Here is a 16,590-nt window from a genome sequence, read left to right on the forward strand (position 1 = left end):
ATGACCATGACTGATCCCATCGCAGACATGCTGACCCGTCTGCGGAACGCGAACTCGGCATACCACGACGACGTCGTGATGCCGCACAGCAAGATCAAGTCGCACATCGCGGAGATCCTCCAGCAGGAGGGTTACATCACCGGCTGGCGCGTCGAGGACGCCGAGGTTGGCAAGAACCTCGTCCTCGAGCTGAAGTTCGGCCCGAACCGCGAGCGCTCGATCGCCGGCATCAAGCGGATCTCGAAGCCGGGCCTGCGGGTCTACGCAAAGTCCACCAACCTGCCGAAGGTCCTCGGCGGCCTGGGCGTGGCGATCATCTCCACGTCCCACGGTCTCCTGACCGGTCAGCAGGCCAGCAAGAAGGGCGTGGGTGGGGAAGTCCTCGCCTACGTCTGGTAACCAGGGAACGGAGGAATAGCTAATGTCGCGTATTGGCAAGCTGCCCATCCAGGTTCCCGCTGGTGTGGACGTCACCATCGATGGCCGTACGGTCGCGGTGAAGGGCCCCAAGGGTTCCCTCTCGCACACCGTCGCGGCTCCCATCGAGGTCGCCAAGGGTGAGGACGGCGTCATCAACGTCTCCCGCCCGAACGACGAGCGTCAGAACAAGGCCCTGCACGGCCTGTCCCGCACGCTGGTGGCGAACATGATCACCGGCGTGACCCAGGGATTCAGCAAGGCGCTCGAGATCAGCGGTGTCGGTTACCGCGTCCAGGCGAAGGGCTCCAACCTGGAGTTCTCGCTGGGCTACAGCCACCCGATCCTGATCGAGGCCCCCGAGGGCATCTCCTTCAAGGTCGAGTCCCCGACCAAGCTCAGCGTCGAGGGCATCGACAAGCAGAAGGTCGGCGAGGTTGCGGCGAACATCCGCAAGCTGCGCAAGCCTGACCCGTACAAGGCCAAGGGCGTCAAGTACGCCGGCGAGGTCATCCGCCGCAAGGTCGGAAAGGCTGGTAAGTAAGCCATGGCATACGGTGTGAAGATCGCCAAGGGCGACGCTTACAAGCGGGCCGCCGCCAAGCGGCGCCACATCCGCATCCGTAAGCGGATTTCGGGTACCCCGGAGCGTCCGCGTCTGGTGGTGACGCGGTCCAACCGTGGCATCACCGCTCAGGTCATCGACGACATCGCGGGCCACACGCTGGCCTCGGCGTCGACCCTGGACGCGTCGATCCGTGGTGGCGAGGGCGACAAGAGCGCTCAGGCCAAGCAGGTCGGTTCCCTGGTCGCCGAGCGTGCCAAGGCCGCCGGTGTCGAGGCCGTCGTGTTCGACCGTGGTGGCAAGCAGTACGCCGGGCGGATTGCCGCTCTGGCCGACGCCGCCCGCGAAGCCGGGCTGAAGTTCTAAGCCCCGGTTCCGGAGCTAGCGGACGTAACAGAGAGAGGTAAATCCAATGGCTGGACCCCAGCGCCGCGGGAGCGGTGCCGGTGGCGGCGAGCGGCGGGACCGGAAGGGTCGCGACGGTGGCGCTGCCGCCGAGAAGACCGCATACGTTGAGCGCGTTGTCGCGATCAACCGTGTCGCCAAGGTTGTCAAGGGTGGCCGTCGCTTCAGCTTCACCGCGCTGGTCGTGGTGGGCGACGGTGACGGCACCGTAGGTGTCGGTTACGGCAAGGCCAAGGAAGTTCCGGCTGCCATCGCCAAGGGCGTGGAAGAGGCCAAGAAGAACTTCTTCAAGGTCCCCCGTATCCAGGGCACCATCCCTCACCCCATCCAGGGCGAGAAGGCTGCGGGCGTCGTCCTGCTCAAGCCGGCTTCCCCCGGTACCGGTGTGATCGCCGGTGGCCCCGTGCGTGCCGTTCTGGAGTGCGCGGGCATCCACGACGTGCTGAGCAAGTCGCTCGGTTCGTCGAACCCGATCAACATCGTGCACGCCACGGTGGAGGCTCTCTCGGGGCTGCAGCGTCCCGAGGAGATCGCCGCCCGTCGTGGCCTGCCGCTGGAGGACGTTGCTCCCGCCGCTCTGCTGCGGGCGCGTGCCGGGGTGACCGCGTAATGGCGCACCTCAAGATCACGCAGACGAAGTCCTTCATCGGTAGCAAGCAGAACCACCGCGACACCCTCCGTTCGCTGGGCCTCAAGCGGCTCAACGACGTGGTTGTCAAGGAGGACCGTCCCGAGTTCCGCGGCATGGTGCACACCGTCCGCCACCTCGTGACGGTTGAGGAGGTCGACTGACATGGCGGAGAACAACCCGCTGAAGGTCCACAACCTCCGGCCCGCCCCGGGTGCCAAGACCGCCAAGACCCGTGTCGGTCGTGGTGAGGCGTCCAAGGGTAAGACCGCTGGTCGTGGTACCAAGGGCACGAAGGCCCGTTACCAGGTTCCGGAGCGCTTCGAGGGCGGGCAGATGCCCCTCCACATGCGCCTCCCGAAGCTGAAGGGCTTCAAGAACCCCGCCCACAAGCAGTTCCAGGTCGTGAACCTGGACAAGCTGGCCGCGCTCTACCCGCAGGGTGGCGAGGTCACGGTGACCGACCTGGTTGCCAAGGGCGCGGTGCGCAAGAACGAGCTCGTCAAGGTGCTCGGCACCGGCGAGATCTCCGTGGCGCTGCAGGTGACGGTTGACTCCGTTTCCGGCTCCGCCAAGGAGAAGATCGCCGCTGCCGGCGGCACCGTCACCGAACTCATCTGAGTTCGCTGACTCAACTGACCGGGGATGCCCATCGTTTGGGGCATCCCCGGTTGGTCGTTCCACGGGGGTATGGTCGCCGGTAAGGTGGGATGGACTGTTGTTTTCCGGGCTCCGGCCCGGACCCCCGCCGCGCGGGCCGTGCCCGCGCGGTTTTTGCCCGCTAGGTATTCGTCGATCCTCAAGACCGTCACCTCTCGCACTCAAGGCGGGAGGCGCAGGAGGCACCGTGCTCACCGCGTTCGCCCGAGCGTTCAAGACGCCCGACCTGCGCAAGAAGCTGCTGTTCACACTGGGCATCATCGTGCTCTACCGGATCGGCGCACACGTCCCGGTCCCCGGGGTCAACTATGCGAACGTCGAGACCTGCATGAAGCAGGCCGGCGGGAGCAGCGGGTTGTTCGCCCTGGTGAACATGTTCAGCGGTGGTGCGCTGCTGCAGATCACGATCTTCGCGCTGGGGATCATGCCGTACATCACGGCGAGCATCATCCTCCAGCTGCTGACCGTGGTGATCCCGCGGCTGGAAGCCCTCAAGAAAGAGGGCCAGTCCGGGCAGGCGAAGATCACCCAGTACACCCGCTACCTGACCGTGGCGCTCGCCATCCTGCAGGGCACCGGCCTGGTGGCCACCGCCCGCAGCGGTGCGCTCTTCCAGAGCTGCCCGGTCGCCAGCGAGATCGTCCCCAGCGACTCGATCTTCACCACCATCACCATGGTCATCACGATGACCGCCGGCACCGGCCTGATCATGTGGCTCGGTGAGCTCGTCACCGACCGCGGTATCGGCAACGGCATGTCGATCCTGATGTTCATCTCCATCGCGGCCGGCTTCCCGGGCGCGCTGTGGCAGATCAAGCTCACCGGCAAGCTGGCCGACGGCTGGATCGAGTTCTTCGCGGTGATCGCGGTGGGCCTGGCCATGGTCGCCCTGGTGGTCTTCGTCGAGCAGGCCCAGCGGCGCATTCCGGTGCAGTACGCGAAGCGGATGATCGGCCGCCGGTCCTATGGCGGAACGTCCACTTACATCCCGCTCAAGGTGAACCAGGCGGGTGTGATTCCCGTCATCTTCGCGTCATCGCTGCTCTACATTCCAGCCCTCATCGCACAGTTCAGCGGGTCGAAGGCGGCATGGGCGACGTGGATCGCCACCAACTTCACCAAGGGAAATCACCCGGTTTACATCGTTACGTACTTCCTGCTGATCGTGTTCTTCGCCTTCTTCTACGTCGCCATCAGCTTCAACCCCGAAGAAGTTGCCGACAACATGAAGAAGTATGGTGGCTTCATCCCGGGTATCCGGGCTGGTCGCCCGACGGCCGAGTACCTCAGCTACGTGCTCAACCGGATCACGTGGCCGGGCTCGCTGTACCTGGGGCTGATCGCGCTCGTACCAACAGTGGCGTTGGTGCTTTTCAACGCGAACCAGAACTTCCCGTTCGGCGGGACGAGCATCCTGATCATCGTGGGTGTGGGTCTGGAGACCGTGAAGCAGATCGAGAGCCAGCTTCAGCAGCGCAACTACGAAGGGTTCCTCCGCTGATGCGAATCGTCCTCGTCGGACCCCCGGGGGCCGGCAAGGGTACGCAGGCTGCGTACCTTGCCAAGAACCTCGAGATCCCGCACATCTCCACGGGGGACCTGTTCCGCGCCAACATCAGCCAGGGCACGCCCCTCGGCCGTGAGGCGAAGTCGTACATGGACGCCGGCAACCTGGTGCCCGACTCGGTCACCATCGCGATGGCCGAGGACCGTATGGAGCAGCCCGACGCGGCCGGCGGTTTCCTCCTGGACGGCTTCCCGCGCAACCTTGGCCAGGCCAAGGCGCTGGACGAGTACCTCAAGGACAAGAACCTCACGCTGGACGCCGTCCTGGACCTGGAGGTCCCGGAGGACGAGGTCGTCAAGCGGATCGCCGGCCGGCGCATCTGCCGCAACGACTCCAGCCACGTCTTCCACGCGGAGTACAACAAGCCGCAGGCCGAGGGCGTCTGTGACGTCTGCGGCGGCGAGCTGTACCAGCGGGACGACGACCGCGAGGAGACCGTCCGCAAGCGGCTGGAGGTCTACCACACGGAGACCGAGCCGATCATCGACTACTACAAGGACCAGGACCTGGTCGTCACCATCCCCGCGATGGGGAAGGTCGACGAGGTCACCCGGCGCTCCATGGCGGCTCTGCCGTCGCGGGACGCGTAGTAGCAAACGGTTTCCGATACGGCCGCGGTGCCCGCAAGGGTGCCGCGGCCGTATCGTGTACGGGGCGGTCGTGCAGGCCGCCGGATATGCGTTGCAGTCGGTTCAGGAAGGCGCCAGCCGTCATGGTGGAGATCAAGACCCCCGAGCAGATCGCGAAGATGCGCGAGGCGGGGCTGGTGGTCGCCGCCATTCACGCGGCGACCCGGGAGGCCGCGGTGCCCGGCGCCACGACCAAGGACCTGGACGACGCGGCACGCAAGGTGCTCGCCGAGCACGGAGCGAAGTCGAACTTCCTCGGCTACGGCGGCTTCCCCGCGACGATCTGCACCTCGGTCAACGATGTAGTGGTCCACGGCATCCCCGACACCGAGACGGTGCTGCAGAACGGCGACATCATCTCCATCGACTGCGGCGCGATCATCGAAGGCTGGCACGGCGACGCCGCGTACACCGCCTTCGTCGGCTCCGGCCACTCCGCGGAGCTGGTCGAGCTGAGCCGGGTCACCGAGGAGTCGATGTGGGCCGGCATCGCGGCGGTCGCCAAGGGCAACCGGCTGGTCGACATCTCCAAGGCGATCGAGGGCTACATCCGCCGCCAGCCGCGCCCCGCCAGCGGTAAGTACGGGATCGTCGAGGACTACGGCGGCCACGGCATCGGCTCGCAGATGCACATGGACCCGCACCTGCTGAACTACGTCGACCGCAAGCGCGGCCGCGGCCCCAAGCTGGTGCCCGGCTTCTGCATCGCCATCGAGCCGATGGTCAACCTCGGCACGGCCAAGACCCACGTCCTCGACGACGACTGGACGGTCAAGTCGAACGACGGCAGCTGGTCCTCGCACTGGGAGCACTCGGTCGCGCTGACCGAGGACGGCCCGCTGGTGCTGACCGCGCCGGACGGCGGCAAGGCCAAGCTCGCCGAGCTGGGGATCACCGCGGCGCCCGATCCTCTGGCCTGACCCGCGCCGACGCCCCCGCCCGACGCCCCGACACGCCGCGCCCCGGCGCCCTGACGCGCCCGGCCGACCGGTCCCGGGCGTAAGGATCTCCCCGGGTGGGCAATAATCCTGGATTCGTCTTTTGCCGGGCGCTGACGTAGACTAACGCGTCGGCTCTCGTGCATCCGTATGCCCTCTTGGTCGAGGGTGTGGTGCGGGATAGTCGATCAAGGTAGCCGATTCGAAGGGCGAAGCGTGGCCAAGAAGCAAGGTGCCATCGAAATCGAGGGCACCGTGATCGAGTCCCTCCCGAACGCCATGTTCAAGGTGGAGCTCCAGAACGGTCACAAGGTCCTCGCGCACATCAGCGGAAAGATGCGGATGCACTACATCCGTATCCTCCCGGATGACCGGGTCGTCGTGGAGCTCTCTCCCTACGACCTGACGCGTGGCCGGATCGTCTACCGCTACAAGTAGATCTTGTCGCCGCCCCGCTCCCGTGGGGTGACGGCACTGACCCGGAGAACCTCACATCCCATGAAGGTCAAGCCGAGCGTCAAGAAGATCTGCGACAAGTGCAAGGTGATCCGCCGCCACGGCCGGGTCATGGTCATCTGCGACAACCTGCGCCACAAGCAGCGCCAGGGCTGACGCACGCCGACCACCTGCATTTCGCAGTTTTCGCGCGACGCAAGCACATACGTACATACGCAGTCACCCGACCCCCGCATCTCTCGCGTGGGACGACACCCCCGGCTCGGAGGCCGGGGACCCGGCTCGTAATTCTGCAGAGTCTTACGGGAACGGTGCTGCGGAAGACCTCCGAATAGCCATCAGGAGCCACATCAATGGCACGCCTCGCAGGCGTTGATCTCCCGCGCGAAAAGCGTGTGGAGGTCGCCCTCACCTACGTCTTCGGTATCGGGCGGACGCTGTCGCAGCAGACCCTCGCCGCCACCGGCGTGGACCCCAACACCCGTGTTCGCGATCTTGCCGAGGAAGACCTCATCAAGATCCGCGAGTTCGTGGACAACAACCTCAAGACCGAGGGTGACCTCCGTCGCGAGATCCAGGCCGACATCCGCCGCAAGGTCGAGATCGGCTGCTACCAGGGTCTGCGTCACCGTCGCGGTCTGCCGGTGCACGGTCAGCGCACCAGCACGAACGCCCGTACCCGCAAGGGTCCGCGTCGCGCGATCGCCGGCAAGAAGAAGCCGGGCAAGAAGTAGTCCTCAGCAGGACGCACTGTGTGCTCCGGGGGACGCCCCCCGGACCCCTGCAAGCGGTCTTCGCTGTAGGACCGACCACCTCCACGGGAGTAATGAATGCCTCCGAAGGGCCGTACGGCCGGCGCCAAGAAGGTGCGCCGCAAGGAGAAGAAGAACGTTGCCCACGGGCACGCTCACATCAAGAGCACGTTCAACAACACGATCGTTTCGATCACCGACCCCACGGGCAACGTGATCTCTTGGGCCTCTGCCGGCCACGTCGGCTTCAAGGGCTCGCGCAAGTCCACCCCCTTCGCCGCGCAGATGGCCGCCGAGTCGGCCGCCCGCCGCGCGCAGGAGCACGGCATGCGCAAGGTCGACGTCTTCGTCAAGGGTCCCGGCTCCGGCCGTGAGACCGCGATCCGCTCCCTCCAGGCCACCGGCCTCGAGGTGGGTTCGATCCAGGACGTCACCCCCACTCCGCACAACGGATGCCGCCCGCCCAAGCGCCGGCGCGTCTGACGCACTGAGGTAACGGAGACAACTGGAAAATGGCGCGATACACCGGGGCCGACTGCAAGCGTTGCCGTCGGGAGAAGCAGAAGCTCTTCCTCAAGGGGAGCAAGTGCGAGAGCGCGAAGTGCCCGATCGAGATCCGTCCTTACCCCCCGGGTGAGCACGGTCGCGGGCGCACCAAGGACAGCGAGTACCTGCTCCAGCTTCGTGAGAAGCAGAAGTGCAGCCGTATTTACGGTGTCCTGGAGAAGCAGTTCGTGAACTACTACAAGGAAGCGAACCAGAAGACCGGCAAGACCGGTGAGAACCTTCTGCGCATCCTTGAGACCCGCCTCGACAACGTGGTCTACCGGGCCGGCTTTGCCAAGTCCCGCGACCACGCCCGTCAGCTGGTGCGTCACGGACACATCACGGTGAACGGCCGCAAGACCGACATTCCGTCGGCTCGTGTGTCCGTGAACGACATCGTCGAGGTCCGCGAGGGCTCTCGGAACCTGACCCCCTTCGAGGTGGCCAAGGCCGAGGCCGGCGAGAAGACGGTTCCGGCCTGGCTGGAAGCGATCCCCTCGAACCTGCGGATCCTCGTGCACAGCATGCCCGAGCGCCAGGTGATCGACACCCAGGTGCAGGAGCAGCTGATCGTGGAGCTCTACTCCAAGTAAGAGCTGACCGGTGGGGGCGGTACGGAGCCGATGGCGCCGTGCCGCCCGTACCCTTGTCAGTACAGCGGGCGTCAAATAGCGGGCGTCCACGACTGAAGGATCGAACACCATGCTGATTGCTCAGCGTCCCTCGCTGACCGAAGAGGTCGTCGACGAATACCGCTCCCGGTTCGTGATCGAGCCGCTGGAGCCGGGCTTCGGCTACACCCTCGGCAACTCCCTGCGTCGGACCCTCCTGTCCTCGATCCCGGGTGCGGCGGTCACGTCCATCCGCATCGACGGTGTCCTGCACGAGTTCACCACCGTGCCGGGCGTCAAGGAGGACGTCACCGACCTGATCCTCAACATCAAGCAGCTGGTCGTCTCCTCGGAGCACGACGAGCCGGTCGTGATGTACCTGCGCAAGCAGGGCCCCGGCCTGGTCACCGCCGCGGACATCGCCCCGCCGGCCGGTGTCGAGGTGCACAACCCGGACCTGGTCCTCGCCACGCTCAACGGCAAGGGCAAGCTGGAGATGGAGCTGACCGTCGAGCGCGGTCGCGGCTACGTCTCCGCCGTCCAGAACAAGCAGGTGGGCCAGGAGATCGGCCGTATCCCGGTCGACTCCATCTACTCGCCGGTGCTCAAGGTCACGTACAAGGTCGAGGCGACCCGTGTCGAGCAGCGCACCGACTTCGACAAGCTGATCGTCGACGTCGAGACCAAGCAGGCCATGCGCCCGCGTGACGCCATGGCGTCCGCCGGTAAGACCCTGGTCGAGCTGTTCGGTCTGGCGCGCGAGCTCAACATCGACGCCGAAGGCATCGACATGGGCCCGTCCCCGACGGACGCCGCCCTGGCCGCCGACCTGGCGCTGCCGATCGAGGAGCTGGAGCTCACGGTCCGCTCGTACAACTGCCTCAAGCGTGAGGGCATCCACTCCGTGGGTGAGCTCGTGGCGCGCTCCGAGGCCGACCTGCTCGACATCCGCAACTTCGGTGCGAAGTCGATCGACGAGGTCAAGGCGAAGCTGGCCGGCATGGGCCTGGCCCTCAAGGACAGCCCGCCCGGATTCGACCCGACCGCCGCCGCCGACGCGTTTGGCGCGGACGACGACGCGGATGCGGGCTTCGTCGAGACCGAGCAGTACTGAGCCTGCGGCTTCGGCGTGGCTGAGGCTTTGTCCTCAAACGCCGGACGGGCTGAATTTTGATCTTCCGCGGGGCGGCCGCCTCGTGGGAACTGACACCGGTACCTGATACGGCCGGTGCAGCTATGAAGGAGATACACCATGCCGAAGCCCGCCAAGGGTGCCCGTCTGGGCGGCAGCGCTGCGCACGAGCGCCTGATGCTGCGCAACCTGGCCACCTCGCTCTTCGAGCACGGCCGCATCACGACGACCGAGGCCAAGGCCCGTCGTCTGCGTCCGTACGCGGAGCGCCTGGTGACCAAGGCGAAGAAGGGCGACCTTCACAACCGCCGTCAGGTCATGCAGCTGATCTCGGACAAGAGCGTTGTGCACACGCTCTTCACGGAGATCGCCCCGCGGTTCGAGAACCGTCCGGGTGGCTACACCCGTATCACCAAGATCGGTAACCGCCGTGGCGACAACGCGCCCATGGCCGTCATCGAGCTGGTGGAGGCGCTGACCGTGGCCCAGCAGGCCACCGGTGAGGCCGAGGCCGCGACGAAGCGTGCGGCCAAGGACGCGGAGGCGGCCGAGGCTGCCGAGGCGACCGAGGAGTCGAAGGACGCCTGAGTCCTGACCGACGTGTGAGCGGGTCCGCCCTTCGGGGCGGGCCCGCTTTCGTATGCGCGGGCGGGCGGTGGCGGGGGCGGTCCGCCGTGCCAGATGCATCGTGCCCGGGGGAGGGGCCCGTGCGGAACGGCTGCCCGTGGTGTGAGGGAGGATTGCTGTCGTGAGTGACGAAGTGGAGCCCGGGTTCGTCCGGGTGCGGATGGACCTTTCCTACGATGGAAAGGACTTCTCCGGGTGGGCGAAGCAGGCCGGTGGCCGGCGGACCGTGCAGGGGGAGATCGAGGACGCGCTGCGGACCGTGACCCGGTCCGGGGAGACGTACGAGCTCACCGTCGCCGGGCGGACGGATGCGGGGGTGCATGCGCGGGGGCAGGTGGCGCACGTGGACCTGCCCGGGGCGGTGTGGGCCGAGCATCAGGACAAGCTGCTGCGGCGGCTGGCCGGGCGGCTGCCCAAGGACGTGCGGGTGTGGCGGCTGGCCGAGGCGCCGTACGGGTTCAACGCGCGGTTCTCGGCGGTCTGGCGGCGGTATGCGTACCGGGTGACCGATCACCACGGGGGCGTGGATCCGCTGCTGCGCGGCCATGTGCTGTGGCACGACTGGGAGCTGGACGTCGAGGCGATGAACGAGGCCTCGCGGCCGCTGCTGGGGGAGCACGACTTCGCGGCGTACTGCAAGCGGCGGGAGGGCGCGACGACGATCCGTACGCTGCAGGAGCTGAGCTGGTCGCGCGGGGCGGACGGGATCATCACCGCGACCGTGCGGGCGGACGCCTTCTGCCACAACATGGTGCGGTCGCTGGTGGGGGCGATGCTGTTCGTCGGCGACGGGCACCGGCCGGTGGAGTGGCCCGGGAAGGTGCTGGCCGCCGGGGTGCGGGACTCCGCCGTCCATGTCGTGCGGCCGCACGGGCTGACGCTGGAGGAGGTCGGCTATCCGGCCGACGAGCTGCTGATGGCCCGCAACCAGGAGGCGCGGAACAAGCGGACGCTGCCCGGGGCCGGTGGCGGGGGCGGCTGCTGCTGAGCGGTGGCCCGTGGAGTCTTGCGGTGACCGTGGAATCTTGCGGTGACCCGTGGAGCTTTCGGGGCGCCGCCGGGAAGGGCGGCGCCACCGGAAGCGGTCAGGACGTGCCGGCGCAAGCGGTCAGGACTTGCCGGCCTTCTTCTGGGCGTCCTTGAGCTGCTGTTCGGCAGCCTTGGCGGCCTGGTCCTTGCCGCGCTGGGTGATCTGGCTGAACGCGTAGGCGCCGCCGTCCCGGGCGATCTGCCGGGCCTTGGTCTCCGTGGCGGTGACGTCCTTGCCGTTGAGGTAGCCGGCGATCGTGAAGTACGCGTAGCGGCCGGTGGCGTTGGTCGCCATCCGGCACTTCGTGCCCTGGCAGAAGTCCGAGGGGACCCCGCCGCCGGGCAGCGGCATCAGGTTGGCCTTGTTCTCGTTCATGACCTTGGTGGCCTGTGCGGGGGAGTCGAAGACCGCGATGCCGAGGGTGACCGCGACGCCGCCCTTGGCGTAGGTGGCGCGCAGCAGCTGCTTGCAGCCGTTGTGGGACAGCGAGGAGACCAGCGGCCCCTGGGCGGCGGCGGTGCAGTCCTTGGTGGTGGCGGTCTTGGTGCGCGGGTAGGTGTGCGCGCCGACGACCATGCTCTTCTGCGCGAAGAGGGTGGCCGGGGTGAGCGGCGCCTTGTCCTTCTTCGGGTCGGAGATGTAGTCCCGCGGGTTGGGCGGGGGCGGCACGGAGACGTCGGGGAAGGACGGCTGGGCGTCCGGCGCCGCGGCCTGGTCGGACGCCGTGGGCGACGCCGTCGGGTTGCCGCCCGGTGAGCCACTGCCGCCGGATATGACGGCGAAGGTGACGATGCCGGCCACCGCGAGGGCCGCCAGCGCTCCGCCGCCGATCCACAGCCGGCGTTTGCGGCGGGCCTGTGCCTCGCTCTCCTCGGCGAGTGCACCCCAGTCCGGAGTGGACGACGAAGAACCCCCGGGGCCGTCGAACGGCCCCCCTTGCCCAAAGCTCATGCCGCGCATCCTAATGGGGTTGGTGGAACGCCCGGAGGCCGGTCACAATCCCGCTCATGGGACATCTTGAGGCCGGACATCTGGAGTACTACCTGCCGGACGGGAGGGTCCTGCTGGGAGACGTGTCCTTCCGAGTGGGGGAGGGCGCGTCGGTCGCCCTGGTGGGGGCCAACGGCGCCGGAAAGACGACGCTGCTGCGGCTGATCGCGGGGGAGCTCCAGCCGCACGGCGGGGCGGTGACGGTCAGCGGCGGGCTGGGCGTGATGCCGCAGTTCGTGGGCTCCGTACGGGACGAGCGCACGGTGCGCGACCTGCTGGTGTCCGTGGCGCAGCCGCGGATCAGGGCGGCGGCAGCGGCGGTGGACGCCGCCGAGCTGGCGATGATGAGCGCCGAGGGCGACGACGAGGCAGCGCAGATGGCCTACGCCCAGGCGCTCAGCGACTGGGCCGAGGCGCGCGGCTACGAGGCCGAGACGGCCTGGGACATCTGCACGACGGCGGCCCTGGGGATGCCGTACGAGAAGGCGCAGTGGCGGCAGGTGCGCACGCTGTCCGGGGGCGAGCAGAAGCGGCTGGTGCTGGAGTCGCTGCTGCGCGGCACGGACGAGGTGCTGCTGCTGGACGAGCCGGACAACTATCTGGACGTCCCCGGCAAGCGCTGGCTGGAGGAACAGCTCCGGCAGACCCGTAAGACGGTGCTGTTCGTCTCGCACGACCGGGAGCTGCTGGCCCGGGCCGCGGAGAAGATCGTCAGCGTCGAGCCGGGGCCCGCGGGCTCCGACGTCTGGGTGCACGGCGGCGGCTTCGACACCTACCACGCGGCGCGCAAGGAGCGCTTCGCCCGCTTCGAGGAGCTGCGGCGGCGCTGGGACGAGAAGCACGCACAGCTCAAGAAGCTGGTGGTCTCGCTGCGCCAGGCGGCCTCGGTCAGCCACGAGCTGGCCTCGCGCTACGCCGCGGCGCAGACCCGGCTGAAGAAGTTCGAGGAGGCCGGGCCGCCGCCGGAGCCGCCGCGTGAGCAGGACATCACCATGCGGCTGCGCGGTGGACGCACCGGGGTACGGGCGGTCACCTGCGAGGGGCTGGAGCTGACCGGCCTCATGAAGCCCTTCTCCCTGGAGATCTTCTACGGCGAGCGGGTCGCGGTTCTCGGCTCGAACGGGTCGGGCAAGTCCCACTTCCTGCGGCTGCTGGCCGGGGACGAGCAGAACCCCGTTGCGCACACCGGCAGCTGGAAGCTCGGCGCCCGCGTCGTCCCGGGGCACTTCGCGCAGACCCACGCCCACCCCGAGCTGATGGGCCGCACCCTGCTCGACATCCTGTGGACCGAGCACGCCAAGAACAAGGGGCAGGCCATGTCAGCGCTGCGCCGCTACGAGCTGGAGCAGCAGGCCGAGCAGCGCTTCGAACGGCTCTCCGGCGGCCAGCAGGCGCGCTTCCAGATCCTGCTGCTGGAGCTGTCCGGCACGACCGCGCTGCTGCTCGACGAGCCGACGGACAACCTGGACCTGGAGTCGGCCGAGGCGCTGCAGGAGGGGCTGGAGGCGTACGAGGGGACGGTGGTGGCGGTGACCCACGACCGGTGGTTCGCGCGCTCCTTCGACCGGTTCCTGGTGTTCGGCTCCGACGGGCTGGTGCGGGAGACGGCGGAGCCGGTGTGGGACGAGCGGCGGGTGGTGCGCGAGCGGTAGGCGTGGCCGGCCCGCGTCCCCGGTGTGGCCGGCCCGCGTCCCCGATGTGGCGGTGCCGGTGGGGGCTGTGGGGCGGCCGATACGCACGGTGACCGGAGCGGCGGTTGGAGGCCGGTGCCGCGCGCCGGTCCGGGGGCGTTTTGACCCCACCGGGGCCGGGCCGGTATTCTGCCTGTTCGTTATGCGTATTGGCTTGCTCTATCTCACGTGAGGGGGCCCTTACGCGGTCCACCGGGCCGATGACCAGCGACGGACGATCGGGTTGCGTCACCCGTAGCGCCGCTCCTGCTGGTGTGATCGGCAGCGGTGACCAGTACAGGACCCGTTCCCGAGGCCTCAGGCCCCGGGGATATCCCACCTCTGAAGAAGCGAAGGCTAACCGTGCGTACGTTCAGCCCCAAGCCCGGCGATGTCCAGCGCCAGTGGCACATCATTGACGCGCAGGACGTTGTCCTGGGCCGTCTGGCCACCCAGGCCGCGTCCCTCCTGCGGGGTAAGCACAAGCCCGTCTACGCGCCGCACGTCGACATGGGTGACTTCGTCATCATCGTCAACGCCGACAAGGTGCACCTGTCGGGCAACAAGCGGACCCAGAAGATGGCCTACCGCCACTCGGGCTTCCCGGGCGGTCTGCGCTCCGTCCGCTACGACGAGCTGCTCGACAAGAACCCCGAGAAGGCCGTCGAGAAGGCCATCAAGGGCATGCTCCCCAAGAACACCCTCGGCCGTCAGATGCTCTCGAAGCTGAAGGTCTACGCGGGCGCCGAGCACCCGCACGCTGCGCAGCAGCCGGTGCCGTTCGAGATCACCCAGGTCGCGCAGTAGTTCCGGCCACCCCCTAAGACGACAGAGAATTCTGAGGAGCATCGTGGCCGAGACCACTCCCGAGACCGTCATCGAGAACGACGACGTCGTCGAGGAATACACCACTGAGACCGAGGTCGTGGAGTCGGAGTACACCTCCGAGTCCCTCGCCTCCCGCTTCGGCGACCCGCAGCCGGCTGCCGGCCTGGGCCGTCGCAAGAACGCCATTGCCCGCGTCCGGATCGTTCCGGGCACCGGCCAGTGGAAGATCAACGGTCGCACCCTTGAGGGCTACTTCCCCAACAAGGTGCACCAGCAGGAAGTCAACGAGCCCTTCAAGGTGCTCGAGCTCGACAACCGCTACGACGTGGTCGCCCGCATCTCCGGCGGCGGCATCTCCGGCCAGGCCGGTGCGCTGCGCCTGGGCGTGGCCCGTGCGCTGAACGAGGCGGACGTCGACAACAACCGCGGCGCGCTGAAGAAGGCCGGGTTCCTCAAGCGTGACGAGCGTGCGGTCGAGCGCAAGAAGGCCGGTCTGAAGAAGGCCCGTAAGGCGCCGCAGTACAGCAAGCGCTAATCCGCGCTCGCTGCGACATGCAGCACTTGGCGAACGCCCCGGTGGCACGGATCCGTGCTGCCGGGGCGTTCGGCTATCCAGGACCCGGGGCGTATACCTGGACTTAATGCTCTGGTCCAAGCTCATCTACTCGGAGGACACCAGTGGGACGACTCTTCGGCACGGACGGTGTGCGCGGTGTCGCCAATGCGGATCTGACGGCGGAGCTGGCGCTCGGTCTGTCGGTCGCTGCGGCGCATGTGCTCGCGGAGGAGGCGTCGGGGCGAAGCCCCGTCCTGCAGGGGCGGCGGTCGGGCGACGGGCGGGCGTTCGAAGGTCACCGGCCGGTGGCGGTGGTCGGCCGTGATCCACGGGCATCCGGGGAGTTCCTGGAGGCCGCGGTCGTCGCGGGCCTGGCCAGCGCCGGTGTGGACGTGCTGCGGGTGGGGGTGCTCCCGACCCCGGCGGTCGCCTATCTGACCGGCTCGCTCGGTGCGGACCTCGGTGTGATGCTCTCCGCCAGTCACAACCCGATGCCCGACAACGGCATCAAGTTCTTCGCCCGCGGCGGTCACAAGCTCGCCGACGAGCTGGAGGACCGGATCGAGAAGACCTACCGCGCCCACAGCTCCGGTGAGCCCTGGGAACGGCCGACCGGCGCCGGCGTGGGCCGGGTCACCGTCTATGACGAGGGCTTCGACAACTACGTCGCGCACCTCGTCGGCGTGCTGCCCAACCGCCTGGACGGGCTGAAGATCGTCATCGACGGTGCGCACGGTGCGGCGGCGCGGGTCTCGCCCGAGGCCTTCGCGCGGGCCGGCGCCGAGGTCATCACGATCGGCACCGACCCCGACGGCCTGAACATCAACGAAGGCTGTGGCTCCACCCACCTCCAGCTGCTGCGGGCGGCCGTCGTCGAGCACGGCGCCGACCTGGGTGTCGCGCACGACGGCGACGCGGACCGCTGCCTGGCCGTGGACCGCGAGGGCAACGAGGTCGACGGCGACCAGATCCTGGCCGTGCTGGCGCTCGGGATGCGCGAGGCGGGGATGCTGCGCAAGAACACCGTCGTCGCCACCGTGATGTCCAACCTGGGCTTCAAGCTCGCCATGGAGCGCGAGGGCATCGACCTCGTCCAGACCGCGGTCGGCGACCGTTACGTCCTGGAGGAGATGAAGGCGCACGGCTTCGCGCTGGGCGGCGAGCAGTCCGGGCATGTGATCGTGCTGGACCACGCGACGACCGGCGACGGCACGCTGACCGGTCTGATGCTGGGTGCCCGGGTCGCCGCGACCGGCCGGCCGCTGGCCGACCTGGTGGGCGTCATGGAGCGGCTGCCGCAGATCCTCATCAACGTCCCCGACGTCGACAAGTCGCGGGTGACCACCTCCCCCGAGCTGACCGCCGCGGTCGCCGAGGCGGAGCGGGAGCTGGGCGCCACCGGCCGGGTGCTGCTGCGCCCGTCCGGCACGGAGCCGCTGGTGCGGGTGATGGTGGAGGCCGCGGACATCGAGCAGGCGCGGTCGGTGGCCGAGCGGCTGGCCGACGCGGTCAAGTCGGCGCTGGGCTAGCGCCCGGCGGAATTTCCTTAGCGGGCCCGCTTCCCCTGTACGTGGGGGAGCGGG

At 68.1% G+C, this 16,590-nt stretch carries 22 protein-coding genes; 21 read left to right on the forward strand and 1 reads right to left on the reverse strand.

Annotation, left to right across the window (positions count from 1 at the left end; genetic code table 11):
- From rpsH to truA, 17 genes are all read left to right on the forward strand, one after another.
- Entirely contained in the window at positions 1-399 is a 399-nt protein-coding gene (gene rpsH / locus D9V36_RS25145) for a 30S ribosomal protein S8 (RefSeq protein WP_129295746.1), read from the forward strand.
- 22 nt (positions 400-421) lie between these two features.
- The gene (gene rplF, locus D9V36_RS25150; RefSeq protein WP_129295747.1) at positions 422-961 is read left to right on the forward strand and encodes a 50S ribosomal protein L6; all 540 of its coding nucleotides are present in this window, start codon (positions 422-424) and stop codon (positions 959-961) included.
- A 3-nt stretch (positions 962-964) separates the two neighbouring features.
- Positions 965-1,348 carry a 50S ribosomal protein L18 gene (gene rplR / locus D9V36_RS25155; RefSeq protein ID WP_129295748.1) on the forward strand — a complete coding sequence of 128 codons (384 nt, stop codon included), beginning with the start codon at positions 965-967 and terminating at the stop codon, positions 1,346-1,348.
- A 46-nt stretch (positions 1,349-1,394) separates the two neighbouring features.
- Positions 1,395-1,997, forward strand: coding sequence for a 30S ribosomal protein S5 (gene rpsE, locus D9V36_RS25160; RefSeq protein WP_088798403.1), 603 nt, complete (start codon positions 1,395-1,397; stop codon positions 1,995-1,997).
- Positions 1,997-2,179, forward strand: a complete 183-nt coding sequence (gene rpmD, locus D9V36_RS25165; RefSeq protein ID WP_030074796.1) for a 50S ribosomal protein L30 — start codon at positions 1,997-1,999, stop codon at positions 2,177-2,179. The genes rpsE and rpmD overlap by 1 nt, the downstream gene beginning before the upstream one ends.
- Before the next feature lies 1 nt (position 2,180).
- Positions 2,181-2,636 (forward strand): 50S ribosomal protein L15, encoded by a 456-nt coding sequence (gene rplO, locus D9V36_RS25170; protein WP_129295749.1) that lies wholly within the window; start codon positions 2,181-2,183, stop codon positions 2,634-2,636.
- A 226-nt stretch (positions 2,637-2,862) separates the two neighbouring features.
- Positions 2,863-4,176: a preprotein translocase subunit SecY gene (gene secY, locus D9V36_RS25175; RefSeq protein WP_088798401.1), complete on the forward strand. Its 1,314-nt coding sequence runs from the start codon at positions 2,863-2,865 to the stop codon at positions 4,174-4,176.
- Positions 4,176-4,832, forward strand: a complete 657-nt coding sequence (locus D9V36_RS25180) for an adenylate kinase (protein WP_129295750.1) — start codon at positions 4,176-4,178, stop codon at positions 4,830-4,832. Before secY ends, D9V36_RS25180 begins: the two co-directional genes overlap by 1 nt.
- Before the next feature lie 122 nt (positions 4,833-4,954).
- Entirely contained in the window at positions 4,955-5,791 is an 837-nt protein-coding gene (map, locus tag D9V36_RS25185; RefSeq protein ID WP_129295751.1) for a type I methionyl aminopeptidase, read from the forward strand.
- 234 nt (positions 5,792-6,025) lie between these two features.
- A complete protein-coding gene (infA, locus tag D9V36_RS25190) occupies positions 6,026-6,247 on the forward strand; it encodes a translation initiation factor IF-1 (RefSeq protein ID WP_003956442.1) in 222 nt (73 codons plus the stop codon).
- Positions 6,248-6,307: 60 nt separating this feature from the next.
- Positions 6,308-6,421 (forward strand): 50S ribosomal protein L36, encoded by a 114-nt coding sequence (gene rpmJ / locus D9V36_RS25195; protein WP_003956441.1) that lies wholly within the window; start codon positions 6,308-6,310, stop codon positions 6,419-6,421.
- A 197-nt stretch (positions 6,422-6,618) separates the two neighbouring features.
- On the forward strand, positions 6,619-6,999 hold the full coding sequence (gene rpsM, locus D9V36_RS25200; RefSeq protein ID WP_129295752.1) for a 30S ribosomal protein S13: 381 nt from the start codon (positions 6,619-6,621) through the stop codon (positions 6,997-6,999).
- Between the two features lie 96 nt (positions 7,000-7,095).
- Positions 7,096-7,500: a 30S ribosomal protein S11 gene (gene rpsK / locus D9V36_RS25205; RefSeq protein ID WP_004571845.1), complete on the forward strand. Its 405-nt coding sequence runs from the start codon at positions 7,096-7,098 to the stop codon at positions 7,498-7,500.
- Positions 7,501-7,529: 29 nt separating this feature from the next.
- A complete protein-coding gene (rpsD, locus tag D9V36_RS25210; RefSeq protein ID WP_129295753.1) occupies positions 7,530-8,156 on the forward strand; it encodes a 30S ribosomal protein S4 in 627 nt (208 codons plus the stop codon).
- 109 nt (positions 8,157-8,265) lie between these two features.
- Positions 8,266-9,288, forward strand: coding sequence for a DNA-directed RNA polymerase subunit alpha (locus D9V36_RS25215; RefSeq protein WP_003956430.1), 1,023 nt, complete (start codon positions 8,266-8,268; stop codon positions 9,286-9,288).
- Between the two features lie 138 nt (positions 9,289-9,426).
- A complete protein-coding gene (rplQ, locus tag D9V36_RS25220; protein WP_129295754.1) occupies positions 9,427-9,894 on the forward strand; it encodes a 50S ribosomal protein L17 in 468 nt (155 codons plus the stop codon).
- 160 nt (positions 9,895-10,054) lie between these two features.
- Positions 10,055-10,921 carry a tRNA pseudouridine(38-40) synthase TruA gene (gene truA / locus D9V36_RS25225; RefSeq protein ID WP_129295755.1) on the forward strand — a complete coding sequence of 289 codons (867 nt, stop codon included), beginning with the start codon at positions 10,055-10,057 and terminating at the stop codon, positions 10,919-10,921.
- 120 nt (positions 10,922-11,041) lie between these two features.
- Here truA and D9V36_RS25230 read toward each other — a convergent pair whose 3' ends face one another.
- On the reverse strand, positions 11,042-11,914 hold the full coding sequence (locus tag D9V36_RS25230) for a hypothetical protein (protein WP_129295756.1): 873 nt from the start codon (positions 11,912-11,914) through the stop codon (positions 11,042-11,044).
- A 56-nt stretch (positions 11,915-11,970) separates the two neighbouring features.
- Here D9V36_RS25230 and D9V36_RS25235 point away from each other — a divergent pair, with 56 nt between their 5' ends.
- The 4 genes from D9V36_RS25235 to glmM all read left to right on the forward strand — a co-directional run bounded on the left by D9V36_RS25235 (position 11,971) and on the right by glmM (position 16,536).
- On the forward strand, positions 11,971-13,605 hold the full coding sequence (locus tag D9V36_RS25235; RefSeq protein WP_129295757.1) for an ABC-F family ATP-binding cassette domain-containing protein: 1,635 nt from the start codon (positions 11,971-11,973) through the stop codon (positions 13,603-13,605).
- Between the two features lie 381 nt (positions 13,606-13,986).
- On the forward strand, positions 13,987-14,430 hold the full coding sequence (rplM, locus tag D9V36_RS25240) for a 50S ribosomal protein L13 (RefSeq protein WP_006604900.1): 444 nt from the start codon (positions 13,987-13,989) through the stop codon (positions 14,428-14,430).
- A 43-nt stretch (positions 14,431-14,473) separates the two neighbouring features.
- Positions 14,474-14,986, forward strand: coding sequence for a 30S ribosomal protein S9 (rpsI, locus tag D9V36_RS25245; protein ID WP_129295758.1), 513 nt, complete (start codon positions 14,474-14,476; stop codon positions 14,984-14,986).
- A 143-nt stretch (positions 14,987-15,129) separates the two neighbouring features.
- Positions 15,130-16,536 (forward strand): phosphoglucosamine mutase, encoded by a 1,407-nt coding sequence (gene glmM / locus D9V36_RS25250; RefSeq protein WP_129295759.1) that lies wholly within the window; start codon positions 15,130-15,132, stop codon positions 16,534-16,536.
- Positions 16,537-16,590: the final 54 nt, after the last annotated feature.

It is taken from the genome of Streptomyces lydicus, assembly GCF_004125265.1.
GTDB classification, from domain to species: Bacteria; Actinomycetota; Actinomycetes; order Streptomycetales; family Streptomycetaceae; genus Streptomyces; species Streptomyces lydicus_C.

What these genes read in the sequence shown, in the direction of transcription:
- D9V36_RS25180 (WP_129295750.1), top strand. Translation starts at nt 4,176, where the DNA reads ATGCGAATCGTCCTCGTCGGACCCCCGGGGGCCGGCAAGGGTACGCAG.
- map (WP_129295751.1), top strand. Translation starts at nt 4,955, where the DNA reads ATGGTGGAGATCAAGACCCCCGAGCAGATCGCGAAGATGCGCGAGGCG.
- rplO (WP_129295749.1), top strand. Translation starts at nt 2,181, where the DNA reads ATGGCGGAGAACAACCCGCTGAAGGTCCACAACCTCCGGCCCGCCCCG.
- rplQ (WP_129295754.1), top strand. Translation starts at nt 9,427, where the DNA reads ATGCCGAAGCCCGCCAAGGGTGCCCGTCTGGGCGGCAGCGCTGCGCAC.
- rplR (WP_129295748.1), top strand. Translation starts at nt 965, where the DNA reads ATGGCATACGGTGTGAAGATCGCCAAGGGCGACGCTTACAAGCGGGCC.
- rpmJ (WP_003956441.1), top strand. Translation starts at nt 6,308, where the DNA reads ATGAAGGTCAAGCCGAGCGTCAAGAAGATCTGCGACAAGTGCAAGGTG.
- rplF (WP_129295747.1), top strand. Translation starts at nt 422, where the DNA reads ATGTCGCGTATTGGCAAGCTGCCCATCCAGGTTCCCGCTGGTGTGGAC.
- rpmD (WP_030074796.1), top strand. Translation starts at nt 1,997, where the DNA reads ATGGCGCACCTCAAGATCACGCAGACGAAGTCCTTCATCGGTAGCAAG.
- rpsE (WP_088798403.1), top strand. Translation starts at nt 1,395, where the DNA reads ATGGCTGGACCCCAGCGCCGCGGGAGCGGTGCCGGTGGCGGCGAGCGG.
- D9V36_RS25215 (WP_003956430.1), top strand. Translation starts at nt 8,266, where the DNA reads ATGCTGATTGCTCAGCGTCCCTCGCTGACCGAAGAGGTCGTCGACGAA.
- rpsD (WP_129295753.1), top strand. Translation starts at nt 7,530, where the DNA reads ATGGCGCGATACACCGGGGCCGACTGCAAGCGTTGCCGTCGGGAGAAG.
- rpsH (WP_129295746.1), top strand. Translation starts at nt 1, where the DNA reads ATGACCATGACTGATCCCATCGCAGACATGCTGACCCGTCTGCGGAAC.
- rpsK (WP_004571845.1), top strand. Translation starts at nt 7,096, where the DNA reads ATGCCTCCGAAGGGCCGTACGGCCGGCGCCAAGAAGGTGCGCCGCAAG.
- D9V36_RS25235 (WP_129295757.1), top strand. Translation starts at nt 11,971, where the DNA reads ATGGGACATCTTGAGGCCGGACATCTGGAGTACTACCTGCCGGACGGG.
- D9V36_RS25230 (WP_129295756.1), bottom strand. Translation starts at nt 11,914, where the DNA reads ATGAGCTTTGGGCAAGGGGGGCCGTTCGACGGCCCCGGGGGTTCTTCG.
- rpsM (WP_129295752.1), top strand. Translation starts at nt 6,619, where the DNA reads ATGGCACGCCTCGCAGGCGTTGATCTCCCGCGCGAAAAGCGTGTGGAG.